General features: G+C 74.1%; 10 protein-coding genes. 6 read left to right on the forward strand and 4 right to left on the reverse strand.

Features of this window, described 5'->3' with window-relative positions:
• Positions 1–127: 127 nt before the first annotated feature.
• The 4 genes from ACZ6Q9_RS25850 (at position 128) to ACZ6Q9_RS25865 (ending at position 4206) form a co-directional block, all read left to right on the forward strand.
• Positions 128–934: an AfsR/SARP family transcriptional regulator gene (locus ACZ6Q9_RS25850; protein WP_393266314.1), complete on the forward strand. Its 807-nt coding sequence runs from the start codon at positions 128–130 to the stop codon at positions 932–934.
• Positions 935–1058: 124 nt separating this feature from the next.
• Positions 1059–1406, forward strand: coding sequence for a TcmI family type II polyketide cyclase (locus ACZ6Q9_RS25855; RefSeq protein ID WP_393448696.1), 348 nt, complete (start codon positions 1059–1061; stop codon positions 1404–1406).
• A gap of 13 nt (positions 1407–1419) precedes the next feature.
• The gene (locus ACZ6Q9_RS25860) at positions 1420–2769 is read left to right on the forward strand and encodes an FAD-dependent oxidoreductase (RefSeq protein ID WP_393448693.1); all 1350 of its coding nucleotides are present in this window, start codon (positions 1420–1422) and stop codon (positions 2767–2769) included.
• A gap of 234 nt (positions 2770–3003) precedes the next feature.
• Positions 3004–4206 (forward strand): hypothetical protein, encoded by a 1203-nt coding sequence (locus tag ACZ6Q9_RS25865; RefSeq protein ID WP_393448690.1) that lies wholly within the window; start codon positions 3004–3006, stop codon positions 4204–4206.
• Positions 4207–4411: 205 nt separating this feature from the next.
• On the opposite strand, the gene ACZ6Q9_RS25870 is transcribed toward ACZ6Q9_RS25865, so the two are convergent.
• Entirely contained in the window at positions 4412–5239 is an 828-nt protein-coding gene (locus ACZ6Q9_RS25870; protein ID WP_393448687.1) for a hypothetical protein, read from the reverse strand.
• A 251-nt stretch (positions 5240–5490) separates the two neighbouring features.
• Here ACZ6Q9_RS25870 and ACZ6Q9_RS25875 point away from each other — a divergent pair, with 251 nt between their 5' ends.
• Positions 5491–5697 (forward strand): hypothetical protein, encoded by a 207-nt coding sequence (locus ACZ6Q9_RS25875; protein ID WP_393266324.1) that lies wholly within the window; start codon positions 5491–5493, stop codon positions 5695–5697.
• Positions 5698–5780: 83 nt separating this feature from the next.
• On the opposite strand, the gene ACZ6Q9_RS25880 is transcribed toward ACZ6Q9_RS25875, so the two are convergent.
• Positions 5781–6962 (reverse strand): Cmx/CmrA family chloramphenicol efflux MFS transporter, encoded by a 1182-nt coding sequence (locus ACZ6Q9_RS25880; protein WP_393448684.1) that lies wholly within the window; start codon positions 6960–6962, stop codon positions 5781–5783.
• Between the two features lie 789 nt (positions 6963–7751).
• Positions 7752–8585 carry a TetR/AcrR family transcriptional regulator gene (locus ACZ6Q9_RS25885; protein WP_393448681.1) on the reverse strand — a complete coding sequence of 278 codons (834 nt, stop codon included), beginning with the start codon at positions 8583–8585 and terminating at the stop codon, positions 7752–7754.
• A gap of 210 nt (positions 8586–8795) precedes the next feature.
• On the opposite strand from ACZ6Q9_RS25885, the gene ACZ6Q9_RS25890 reads away from it, so the two are divergent.
• Positions 8796–10406 carry an MFS transporter gene (locus ACZ6Q9_RS25890; RefSeq protein WP_466021437.1) on the forward strand — a complete coding sequence of 537 codons (1611 nt, stop codon included), beginning with the start codon at positions 8796–8798 and terminating at the stop codon, positions 10404–10406.
• A gap of 264 nt (positions 10407–10670) precedes the next feature.
• Here the strand turns inward: ACZ6Q9_RS25890 and ACZ6Q9_RS25895 are convergent, their stop codons facing one another.
• Positions 10671–12293, reverse strand: coding sequence for a hypothetical protein (locus ACZ6Q9_RS25895; protein ID WP_396829958.1), 1623 nt, complete (start codon positions 12291–12293; stop codon positions 10671–10673).
• Positions 12294–12403: the final 110 nt, after the last annotated feature.

The following is a 12403-nucleotide window of genomic DNA, read 5'->3' on the forward strand; positions in this document are numbered from 1 at the left end:
CACGGTCAGCCCGGCGACCGCGGCGCGCGACGCCGCGCCGCGGCGGAGCGACCCGACAGTGGGGTCAAGGGCAGCCGCGCCGGGACAGCAGAGGAGTCGGGACGAGCGTTCCGCAGGGGGTGCCGCCGTGGCCGCTGATCCGTCGATGCCGACCACCGGGCGCCGCCCCGGCACGCAGATATCGCTGCACCTGCTCGGCGGCTTCCGGCTGCTGCACGGCGACACCCCCGTCGTGGTGCCACGCGGCCTGCAACGGGTCATCGCCCTGATCGGCCTGCGCCCCGGCGCCACCCGCAGCCACCTCGCCGGGCTGCTCTGGCCCGACGCCCCCGAGGACCGCGCGCTGTCGTCCCTGCGGACCGCGCTGTGGCGGCTGCGCCAGGACCCCTGCTGCCCGCTCACCACCGTCGGCGACACCGTACGCCTCGGCCCCACCGTCCAGGTCGACGTCGACGCCCTCATCGGCACGGCCGCGCGGGTGCGCGACGGCGACGACCCGTGCGCCGCCGCCCTCGCCGCCGGCCGGCACGACCTGCTCCCCGGCTGGTACGACGACTGGGTCCTCGCCGACCGGGAGCGGCTGCGCCAGCTGCGCCTGCACATGCTGGAGGAACTGGCCGGCCAGCACCTGGCGGCGGGCCAGCACGGGCAGGCCCTGGAGGCCGCCCTCGAGGCGATGGCCGCCGAGCCCCTGCGCGAGACCCCGCACCGGCTGGTGGTGCGCATCCACCTCGCCGAGGGCAACGCCTTCGAGGCCGTGCACGCCTTCTACGTCTACCGCGACCTGCTGCTGCGGGAACTTCGACTCGAACCCTCCGCAGCCATGACCGCGCTGCTCGACGACACCCTCGCGCCCATCCGGGAGGCCACCCGGGACACCCCGACGCCGCCGCGCCGCACGCCGTCCGCCCGGGTCGCGCCCCGCGCCCGCTGAACCGGCGTCACCGGCGCGGCCGCGCGCGTGACGGGCAGGTGACAGCCGCCCGGGCAGGGTTGGCCGCACAACAGTCCGTGGCCTCCGACACCGCTCGGGGAGCGCCACCGGCGAGAGGGGTCCCATGAGCCGTCTACTGATCGTCAGCAGGATCATCCCGGGCGCGGAGGGTCGGGTCGCGCAGATCTTCGCCGAGTCCGACGCGACCGAACTGCCCGCCCTGACCGGGGTCCAGCACCGGTCCCTGTACTGCCTGCACGACCTGTGCGTCCACCTGATGGAGACCGCGGACGTCGACCCGGACGCCCTGGCCGGCGCCCGCAACCACCCGCTGTACCGCCAGGTCAACGAGCGCCTGTCCGCGCACACCTCGCCGTACCTGCCGACCTGGCGCTCGCCACGCGACGCGATCGCCGGCTGCTTCTACCGCTGGGACGCCGCCGACGCGCCGTCCCCGCACACGGCCGGCTGAGCGGAGGCGGCCCATGTCACCCAGGCCACCCCACGTCCTGATCATCGGCGCCGGCACCGGCGGGCTGTGCCTGGCCCACGGCCTGCGTCGCGCCGGAATCAGCGTCGCCGTCTACGAGAAGTACCGCACCCGCGGCGAGGGACTGCTCGGCTACCGCGTCGGCATCGGCCCCACCGGCAGCCGCGCCCTACGGGAGTGCCTGCCGCCACGGCTGTTCGACACCTACCTGGCCACCTGCGCCCGATCCCCCCGCTACTTCAACGTCATCACCCAGCGGATGCGTCAGACGGCCTCGTTCACCCTGCGCCCCGACACCGACCCGGTGGACACCGAACGGTCCGTGGCCCGGATGACCCTGCGCCAGGTCCTGCTCACCGGCATGGAGGACGCGGTCCACTTCGACAAGACCTTCACCCGGTACGAGCAAGGCGACGACGGCACCGTCACCGCCCACTTCGCCGACGGCAGCACCGCCACCGGCGACCTGCTCGTCGCCGCGGACGGCACGCACTCCGCCGTGCGCCGCCAGTACCTGCCGCACGCGGTCACCCGCGACGCCGGCACGATCAACATCGCCACCCGCATCCCCCTGACCCCGCACACCCGCCAGCTGCTGCCGCAACGGATCGAGCAGGGCATCTCGCTGATCTTCGGCACCGGCGGGATGATGGGCGTGCTGCACGTGATGGAGTTCAAGTGGAACGGCGACGGCACGCTGAAACCCGGCGTCGACCCCGCCGACGCCGTGCTGCTGCGCGACTGGCCCGGACTGCGCCACGACACCACCCGCGACAACATCAACCTGGTCATCTGGAGCACCGCCCGCCGGTTCCCGCCCGACGTCATGCAGCGCCGCGGCGAGGACCTCGTCCTGCTCGCCCTCCAACTCACCCGCAACTGGCACCCCCACCTGCGCGAACTGCTCGCCCGCAGCGACCCGGGCAGCGCCCTGCCGATCCGGGTGTCCACCAGCGAGCCGGTGCCGCCGTGGAAGAGCAGCACCGTCACCCTGCTCGGCGACGCCATCCACACCATGACCCCGGGGCGCGGCGTGGGCGCCAACACCGCGCTGCGCGACGCCGCCCTGCTCTGCCGGCAGCTCCGGCTGGCCGCGGCCGGCGACAAGACGCTGCTCCAGGCGGTGGCCGACTACGAGGCCGCGATGGTGCCGTACGGCTTCGCCCGGGTCGCCGACTCGCTCAACCGCAGCGGCACCAACGGCGACGACCGGATGTACAAGCCCGTCGTCGGCCGGCTCGCGCTGCTCGGCGCACGCGGCTACTTCGGCGTCACCAGCCGGGTGCCCCGACTGGCGCGCAAGTTCGTCAACGACTTCTACACCTACCGCGGCGAGGAGGACTGATCGTCCGACCCGGACCCCGGCGCCCGCCCGGCGCCGGGGTCCCCGCGTGCCCACCCCGCCCCGTGCGTGGACGGCGCCGGGCGACGACGGTCCGTCGCCCGGCGGACACCGCCGGTGCAACCCGTCCCACATGCGCCGTGACCGGCCGATCCTGCCTGCCGCCCGAACGACGCGTGTGCGAAGCTGCGGCGAGTTTTTCTCGAAGTTTCGACGCGAACGAATAGGAGGTCTGCCGTGGCGTGGTCTTTCGGGCACTGGCTGATACTGATCGTGGCCCTGCTGGTGGGTGTGGCGGCCGGTTGGTTCTGGCGCGGCCGGCAGGGCGCGGCAGCCGGGCACGGCTCGCCCACGGTGGAGGGTGATCCGGTCGCCGGCATGACCGCCGTGGTGGTCGACCCGCCGCCCGCCGCCACCACCGACGAGGTACGCCCCGAGGCGACCCTCGACCGGGCCCCGGACGCCGTCGCCGACCCCGTGCCCGCCCCCGACGCCCCGGCCGACGCCGACGCCGCCCCGGTCACCGTCGTCACCACCGACGCCGGGCGGGCCGACAAGATCGACCCGGCCGACATGGCGCTCACCGGCGACCCGGTGCCGGCGCCCGACACCGACTCCGTGGCGACGGCCGCGCCGAGCGACACCGCCCCGGGTGACCGGCCGGACGCCGAGGTCGTGCTGCCGGCCGCTGCCGGGGTGACCGGCCCCGTCGACCGCGAGCCGGCCGAGGAGCCGACCACCGCCACCGAGCCGGAACCGGTCGCCGCGACCGAACCGGAGCCGGTGCCGGCCGCCGCCGCCCCGATCGAGGCCCCGGCCGCCGAGCCGGAGCCCGCGCGCACCGGCGGGGCGGAGCCCGTCCCGGCCACCGAGCCGGAACCCGTCCGGACCGTCGCCGTCCCCGCCCAGGCGCAGCCCGAGGCCGAGCCGGTCCCCGCAGCCGCCGGCCCGGCGGAGCCGGCCCCCGCCGCCCCGGCCGGGCCGGACGCGACGCCGGCGGCGACCACGCCGGCCGAGCCGGTGGACGAGCCGAGCAAGGCGGCCGACCCGGTGGACGAACCGAGCAAGGCGGCCGACCCGGTGGACGAACCGAGCAAGCCGGCCGACCCGGTGGACGAACCGGCCGAACCGGTGGTCGTGCCCGCCGCGCGCGGCGCGGTGGCGACTCCGCCGGTGCGGTCGGCGGCCGACGTGGACGCCGACGACTTCCGCCGCATCCAGGGCGTCGGCCCGAAGATGGCGGCGGCGCTGCAGGCCGCCGGCATCCGCACGTACGGGCAGCTCGCGGAGTTGGACGAGGCCGCGCTGCGGGAGACGATCCGGGGAGCCGGGCTGCGGGCCGCGCCGAGCCTGGCGACCTGGCCCCAGCAGGCGAAGGTGCTCGCGGGCGCCCCGCAGGAGGCGGCCGCCGCGCTGCCGACCGGCGGCGACGACGCCTGACCCCGGGGCCGCCGCACCGACGGCGGCCCCGGACGCCGCTCCCCGGCGAGCCGGGACGGCGCCACGACAGGATCCACCCGATGCCACCGACGTCGCGACGTCCGCTCACCCGGACGCCGCGACGTCGGGCATTCCGGACGGAGGCCGACCAGCCACCGGGCGGCATTCGTGGGAGCCGGACACCACCGGCCGATCCGGTGCCCGGTCAGACCAGCGCCTCCGCGTACCCGCGGACCCGCAGGCGCCGACCGGCGGTGGGGCCGAGCCGCACCTGGAGGCCGAGCGGCGCGGCGGCCCGGCGCACGTCGTCGACGTGCAGCGAGCCGTGCCGGTCGACGGTGAGCACCGGCGGCTCCTCCGGCTCCCCGGCCGGGGCGTGGAACGACAGCAGCGTCACCGAGGCCGGCAGGTGCCCGGGGTGCGCCGCCCGGGCCGCCGCCTCGTCCCGGTGCGCGAGCACCACCAGGTCGTCGAGGTGGGCGAAGTCCTCGGCGATGCCGTCGGCCTTCCAGTGCGCCGGCTCCTCCGCGACCCCGGTCAGGTGCCGGGAACGGTTCGCCGAGGTGATGTGGAGGTGGTCCACCCCGGTCTCGGCGACCGCCCGCGCGAAGAACACGTTCGACGGGCAGGCCAGCCCCGGCGCGATCACCTGCGTGGTGCGTACGCCCCGGTCGTGCCGGGTGAGGTGGGCGGGCAGCCGGTCGACGGCCGGGCCACGGAAGCCGAACGGGCCCGCGCCGTAGAGGACGCCCATCAGCTGCCGCACCCGGTGCGCGGGCAGCCGGTGCGGCAGCCGCGCCCAGTCGAACATCGCGGGGATCCGCCCGAAGGCGGTGGTGATGCTGCCGACCTGGTCGGCCGGCCGCCCCTTGGCGACGTTGACCCGGCGCACGGTGGCGGCGTCCGGGCGGGTCACCAGCGCGTAGAAGTTCCCGAAAGCCACCGCCACCACCGCGCCCCCGGCCAGTGCGCGGGCCGCGACGGCGACGTCCTCGGGGCGGTCGACGTACAGGTGCGGGGTCGGGGCGTCCATGGTGTCCTCCTGTGCGGTGCTTCTGACGCAGTTGTACGCCCGCCGGGCTGCCGCGCGCGGCCGTCGGTCGCCGATCCGATAGCGCACCGGCGCGCCCCGGTCCGGGCGGTCGGCCGGGGGCGGGCCGTCAGGCCGGCGGGGCCTGCCGGGCGGCCGGCGGGTCGGTCGATCGGCGGCGTCGTTAGCCGTTCCACGCGACTGGGTACAACGTTCGACACCTCGAACCACCACACCCCTTTCTGGAGGCAGCGATGCGCGGCACGTCGATATTCGGAGTCATCGTCGTCATCTGGCTGATCATCGGCGCGGTCGCCGCCGGCCAGCGCGGCTACTACAACGGCGACGACACCAACTGCGCCGAGGCGGGCACCATCCTGGTGACCATCGTGGCCGGGCCGCTGAACTACATCGGCGCCAACCCGAAGGTCGACTGCGAGCTGCCCCAGCCCTCCGAGTAGGACGGACCCCGGCCCGCGCCTGGCGGGTGGCGCGGGCCGGCCCCGTGGACGACCTTCGTGCGGTGACGGGACCGCGACGCGGGCTAGGAAGCGACCGTCCGCGTGGGCGACTCCGTCCCGGCATCCCGCCACACCGTCCAGGTGGGTACGGCGGCGACGAACGCCAGTGCCACCAGCAGCGCGCTGACCCACAGCGGGGACCGGTAGCCGAGCCCGGCGCCGATGGCTGCCCCGCCCAGCAGGGGGCCGACGGTCGCGCCCACGTTCAGGGCGGCGGTCGCGAAGGAGCCGCCCAGGGACGGCGCGTCGACGGCCGCGTACAACGCCCGGGTGATCAGTGTGGATCCGACCGCGAACGAGAGCGTCCCCTGGACGAAGACGAGCAGGAACGCGGCGGGCGCGCTGGCCGCGGTGGCCGCGAACAGGAGCCAGCCGACGAGCAGGGCCACCCCACCGGGCACCAGGACCCGCATGGGCTGTGAGTCCGACACGCGACCGCCGACCGTCACACCGACGAATGACCCCAGGCCGAAGAGGGCCAGCAGGACCGGCACCCACCTCCGGTCGTAGCCGCTGACGTCGGTGATCAGCGGCGCCAGGTAGGTGAAGGTGCAGAAGGTCGCCCCGTTCACCAGGGCGCCCAGGAGCAGGGTCACCAGCAGGCGGGGACGGCGCAGCGCCCGAATCTCGTGCTTGGCGCTCGGTACGGCCGCGTCCGGTGGCGTGGCCGGGACCGCGCGCCGGATGGCCACGACGGCGGGCAGCGAGACGACGGCCACCGCCCAGAACGCCGAGCGCCATCCCCACAGCTGGCCGAGGAACGCCCCGGCCGGCACCCCCGCGACGCAGGAGAGGGTGAGACCCCCGAGCAGCACGGAGGCGGCCCGGCCCTTGGCCCCGGGTCCGGCCAGGTCGGTCGCCGTGGCCAGGCCCACCGCGAGGAACCCGGCGTACGCCAGCGCTCCGACGACCCGGGTGGCCAGCAGCATGCCGAAGCTGTCGGTGACCGCCCCGACGACGTGCACGACGACGACGGCGGTCAGGAAGACCAGCAGCGCCCGACGTCTGGGCCACCGCAGACTGAGGGCGGCCATCAGCGGCGCTCCGATGATCATCCCTACCGCGAAGGCCGACGTCAGCGCGCCGGCGGCCGGGACGGGCACGTGCAGGTCCCGGGCGATGTCCGGCACCAGGCCGGACAGCATGAACTCAGACGTTCCCTGGGCGAAGACCGCCAGTCCGAGCAGGTAGATGGCGAACGGCATGACACTCCACATTCCGCGTCGTGGATGGATGAAGAGGACGCGGGTGGGTCACGGCGGCCACGGCCGGGCGGCGCACGGGACAACCGTCCAGCCGGGCGCGGAGACCACCGCGCGAGGGCCTCCCGGGTGCGTGGACGCGGCACGACGTGGTGACGCGCAGGTGACGCCCGGGAGCAGCCGGTATGACGGCGATCGGTGGCGGGGACGCCCGAGGGACGCTGTCCGGTTCCGACAGCGCCTAGTGCGACGTCAACGAGGGCCAGCCACCGGACACCGGTGGCTGGCGTCTGGACGCCTCGGGGCTGGACACGACGCAAACCCTAGTGACGGCGCGGAGCAATCGTCAACGCGATAACCGCCGGCGGCGCGGGCGCGGCAGCGACGACGTCCGTAGACCAACCTAGGAACGTCACCGGGGTGGGCGACGGGCGGGCATCCGAGGGGCAGCCAAGCCGCCCGCCTACCGCACATCCCTAAGGCATCCTAGGAGGATGGGCTGTCAGGTCGACGGGACCGAACCCGCGCCGGAGGCGGGGCACGTTTGCCGGAGCGGGCGGCGGGAACAGTCGGCAGATCCGCACCTCGGTGGCGTCCATCAAGGCGCACGGGTGATGGTCCAGGTAGGCCACCACGTCGGCGAGGGTCCGTATCCGCACTCCGTCGTGCACCCAGCAGCCACGCTCGGCCAGCAGCGGCCGCACCTCGGCGACACTGCGGGTGATCGCCGGGCGATGGACTCCGAGTTGCTCGGGAGCGATCCGGGCCGCGTGACAAACCGCCCGCCGCGACTCAGGCCTCGATGCCCCGCCGTGCAAGATCGGCCGCGATGCCGTCCAGGACTCCGGCGAGGCCCGAGGCGAACAGGGCGTCGAGGTCCCAGGGGGCGGCGCCCGCGCGCATCGCGGAGCCGAGCCGCGGGTACGCGCCGGACTCGAAGAGCGGGCTGCGTTCCTCGTCCGGGGCGTGCGCCGTCCGCTGCGTGGTGCTTTCCGCCTGCCGTTCCGCCTCCACGTCGCTGACGTAGGTCAGCGCCACACCCTGCACGTAGGAGGCGAACATGAACATGTACCGGAAGGCGTCGGCAGGTTCGAGGCCGAGTCCGTCGAAGGAGGAGAAGGTGCTTTCGCTGTCCGCCGCGAGTGCCGGGCTGAAGTGTGCGCGGGTTGTCACCAGGACCCTCGACAGGATCCACGGGTGGCGGTGGTACAGCTCCCAGTCGCGGTAGGCGGCTCGTTCGAGGCCGTGCCGCCAGTTCCGCGGCGGCGCGTCGGGCAGAGGGACGTCGGCCATCGCCGCCTCCACCATCAGGGCCACCAGATCGTCCTTGGACGCCACATGCCGGTACAGGGCCATGGTGCTCGCGCCGAGGTCCGTGGCGACCCGGCGCATCGACAGCGCGTCGAGCCCCTCCGCGTCCGCGACGTCGATTCCGGCCCGCACGATGCGCTCGACGGTGAGGTGGGGTGCGCTGTCGCTCTCCTCCAGGACGTCGGCCGGCGCCTCCGTCCTACGGCCCCGGTAGGCCCGCGCCTGGCAGGCGCGGGAGCAGTAGCGCCGCGGCCGCCCCCGTTCCGCATGCTCCAGCGTCTTTCCGCAGGACGCGCAGGCCGACTGCTCCGACATCACCACACTCCTTTTCGTCACACCCGGCGAAGGTGTGTCGAAATTCTATCCCGCCATCGAAGCGAGCGCATGAAGCAGGGAAAATAGCAGGCCCGAAACACATTTGCAGCCACCCGCACGCGTGTGCGTATCCTGTACACAGCTACGCGCGTACTAAGTACGCACTGCGTGACGGAATCCGTCCCAACCGAAAGAGCAGGAGCGAAGGACATGACCGAAGAACGTAAGAGAGCCGGAACCAGACAGTGGGTCGGGCTCGCCGTTCTGGTGGTGCCGTGCGTACTGGCGTCCATGGACATGTCCGTCATGTTCGTCACGCTCCCGTCCCTGACGGCCGACCTCCAGCCGAGCAGCTCCGAACTGCTGTGGATCATGGACGCCTACGGCTTCCTGCTGGCCGGCCTGCTGATCACGATGGGCACCCTCGGTGACCGGATCGGACGGCGGCGGGTGCTGCTGACCGGTGCTGCGGCCTTCGGTCTCGCCTCGGTCCTCGCGGCCTACGCGTCCAGCCCCGAGATGCTGATCGCGACCCGCGCGCTCATGGGCATCGCCGGAGCCTCGCTGGCCCCCTCCACCCTCTCCCTGATCCGGAACATGTTCCACGACGACCGGCAGCGGGCCACCGCCGTCGGCGTCTGGACGGCCGGCTTCGCGGGCGGTGCCGTCGTCGGCCCCATCATCGGCGGCCTGCTGCTGGAGCACTTCTGGTGGGGCTCGGTCTTCCTGATCAACGTCCCCGTGATGATCCTGCTGCTGCTCCTCGGGCCGCTGCTGCTGCCCGAGTACCGCGATCCCAAGCCGGGCCGCTTCGACCTGCTCGGCGCCCTGCTGTCCCTGGTGGCCGTCCTCGCCGTGATCTACGGCATCAAGCTGACGGCGAAGCACGGCTTCGGATGGACCCCGGCTGCCTGCATCGCCGCCGGACTCGCCGTGGGAGCACTGTTCATCCGCCGCCAGCGCACGGCCGTGAACCCGATGATCGACCTCGCGCTGTTCCGCACCCGCCGGTTCAACGTGCCGCTGCTCATCGACGCCCTGGTGACCTTCGCGATGATCGGCTTCTCGCTGTTCAACTGGCAGTTCATGCAGCTCGTCCTGGGCATGAGCCCGTTCGAGTCGGCCCTGTGGTCGCTGCCCACGTTCCTCGTGCTGCCCGTGGGTGTCGCCCTGGCCACCGCGATGGCGCCGCGTATCGGCAAGCCCAACGTGATGATCGCCGGGCTTTTGGTGGCGACCGCCGGATACGTCGCGCTGTCCCTGATCCGGACCGACTCGGGCATCGTCTACCTGGTCAGCGCACTGGCCGTGGTCTCCATCGGCATCGGCGGTGTGTCCGCCGTCGTCACCGAGGTGATCTTGTCCGCCGCGCCGCCGGAGCGAGCCGGAGCGGCCTCCGCCCTGGCGGAGACCTCCGCCGAGTTCGGCGGAGCGCTGGGCATCGCGGTCCTCGGCAGCATCGGCACCGCCGTCTACCGCTCGCAGATGGAGTCCCAGGCCCCTGCGGGCCTCACCTCCAAAGAGCTGGCCGCGGCGGAGGAGACCCTCGGCGGCGCCGTCGACACCGCCGCGGCCTTACCGCACCAGACCGCGGAGGCGCTGCGGAGCGTTGCCTTCGACGCCTTCACCCACGAGATGCGGATCGCCGCGATGGTCAGCGTCGTCCTGACGGCGGGCGGGGCCATCCTGATCGCCACCATGCTCCGCGCCGCACGCAACCGGCCCGGACCCGCCTCACCGAGGGCGGTCCCGGGGCGGACGGCACAGCACGGCGGTCGCGACCAGGCCGACGAGCTGCCCGTGACGACGCCCACGTCGTGAACCCGGTCCCGTGGACCGTACCGGTGTAGCCGCGCCCTCTCCCGGGCAGCGGCTACACCGCCAGCGGCTCCACCTCCCGGTAGGGTCGCTGGGCCCGGCCGGAGCGGCCGACCGCCGAGCTCGCGCAGGCGAGCTCGGACGGACGGCGAGCGGAGGGGCGCGTCCGGACGGCGGGCACGCGACGAGGGGCGCACCCGGCCCGCGCCGCCGAGGATCCTCACGATCGTCGGGAGCGGGGCCGGCTGCGCCCCTCGGGGCGGCCGGTCAGCGGAAGCAGTTGGCCACCGGCACCCGGCTGCCCTCGCAGTTGGTGGGCTCGTTGTCGACGATGTCGGTCTCGTCGTCGACCCTGACCCGGGCCTTGTCGGCGAAAAGACCGCCCGGCTTCCCCGTGGCGGTGTTGTCGCTCACCCGGCTGCGGTAGAGGGAGACCTGACCCTGGGTCGCGAACACCCCGCCGCCCGTCGACGCGGCGCCGACGGCGTGGTTCCGGTCGACCTCGCTGTGGCGGACCAGCAGGTTGGACTTCGCGGCGTAGATCCCGCCGCCGGCACCCCGGGCGGTGTTGCCGGCGACGACGCTGTCGTCGAGCGGAAGCAGGCCCTGGGAGGTCGAGATGCCGCCGCCGTTGCCGGTGGCGGTGTTGTCGCGCACCTCCAGGCCGCGCAGGAAGATCAGGGCGTCCGAGTTGGCGATGCCGCCACCGGTCTGGGCGGTGTTGCCGAGCACCTTGCTGTCGGCCACCCTGGTGCGGGCCGAGAAGCTGGCGATGCCGCCGCCCTGCGCCGCGTTGTTGTGCGCGAAGGCGCTCTTCCGCACCTCGGCGGCCCCGCGGTAGTTGCCGAGACCGCCGCCGTACGCGACGGCGGTGTTGTTCCGGAAGTCCGACGTGCGCAGGGTCAGCACTCCGCCGTTGAGCAGGCCCCCGCCCTTGCCCGCCTTGCCGGCGGCGTGGTTGTCGACGAACGTGCTGTCGACGACCACCATGTTGCCGTCGTTGAAGATCCCGCCACCGCCGCCCTCGGCGGAGAGGGAGGTGCTGCCGACGACGGCGGTGCGCTCGACCACCGCCGACGCGCCGTGCACGACGTGGATGCTGCCGCCCTCGGCGGCGGAGAGGCCGTTGCGCAGCACGACGTCGGAGAGGGTCAGTTCCCCGCCGTCGCGGACGGTGAAGAACCGGAACGCCTCGGCGTGCACGTCCCGCTCGATCGTGGCGCCCTCGCCCCGGATCGTGATCGGGTGGTAGATGACCGGCAGCCCCGCCCTGTCGTGCTGCGGGTTGCGCGGCGGGGCCTCGGCGTCGCCCGGGTTCTCCGCGCTGTCGGCCGCCTCCCGGGCGTCCCGGATCCCGCCGTCGTAGTCGTCGGGCTGCTGGAAGGCGTGCGTCAGCTCGTACGTGCACTTCGGCGCGAGCCGCAGGTGGGCGCCGCCCTCGGCGTTGGCGCGGACCAGCGCGGCGATGAGCTTCGTCGAGTCGCACGGCACCGCGACCTCCGCGCGGCGCCCGGCCCCGGGCCCCGGGTCCGGGTACCCGTCCCGGCCCTCCTCCCCGCCCCGGTGCTCCCCGGCGGAGTCGCCCGACCGGTCGCCGGAGGGCTCCCCGGCGGCAGCCCCGGAGGGCTGCCCGGCAGGATCGCCGGAGGGCTGCCCGCCGAGGGCGGCGCGGCCCTGCTCGCGGCGGTCGTCGCGGTGCTCCGCGCCGGAGTCGTCGCCGCGCAGCACCAGGGACGGCGTCTCCGGCGCGACGGGCAGCGCTCCCGCAGCCACCGCGACGCCGCCCGCCACCCCGGCCACCAGGGTGCCCGCCACGAGCCCACCGGCTAAGAACCACCGGGACCGTCGCCTGGTTGGTGCCGCTCGCCGGTTCCCTTGATACGTCGACATCAGGCTTCCCCTGCCTCTCGGTGCATGACACGGCCGGCCCGAACCGGGCGCGGGGTGACCGACATCCCGACAGCCACCGAAGGCCACGATACGAGCGAAACTCGGGCAAG

Source organism: Micromonospora sp. NPDC049139 (assembly GCF_055586845.1).

Excerpts from the sequence above, each read along its gene's own strand:
- ACZ6Q9_RS25855 (WP_393448696.1), top strand. The coding sequence starts at position 1,059 with ATGAGCCGTCTACTGATCGTCAGCAGGATCATCCCGGGCGCGGAGGGT.
- ACZ6Q9_RS25860 (WP_393448693.1), top strand. The coding sequence starts at position 1,420 with ATGTCACCCAGGCCACCCCACGTCCTGATCATCGGCGCCGGCACCGGC.
- ACZ6Q9_RS25870 (WP_393448687.1), bottom strand. The coding sequence starts at position 5,239 with ATGGACGCCCCGACCCCGCACCTGTACGTCGACCGCCCCGAGGACGTC.
- ACZ6Q9_RS25875 (WP_393266324.1), top strand. The coding sequence starts at position 5,491 with ATGCGCGGCACGTCGATATTCGGAGTCATCGTCGTCATCTGGCTGATC.
- ACZ6Q9_RS25880 (WP_393448684.1), bottom strand. The coding sequence starts at position 6,962 with ATGCCGTTCGCCATCTACCTGCTCGGACTGGCGGTCTTCGCCCAGGGA.
- ACZ6Q9_RS25885 (WP_393448681.1), bottom strand. The coding sequence starts at position 8,585 with ATGTCGGAGCAGTCGGCCTGCGCGTCCTGCGGAAAGACGCTGGAGCAT.
- ACZ6Q9_RS25890 (WP_466021437.1), top strand. The coding sequence starts at position 8,796 with ATGACCGAAGAACGTAAGAGAGCCGGAACCAGACAGTGGGTCGGGCTC.
- ACZ6Q9_RS25895 (WP_396829958.1), bottom strand. The coding sequence starts at position 12,293 with ATGTCGACGTATCAAGGGAACCGGCGAGCGGCACCAACCAGGCGACGG.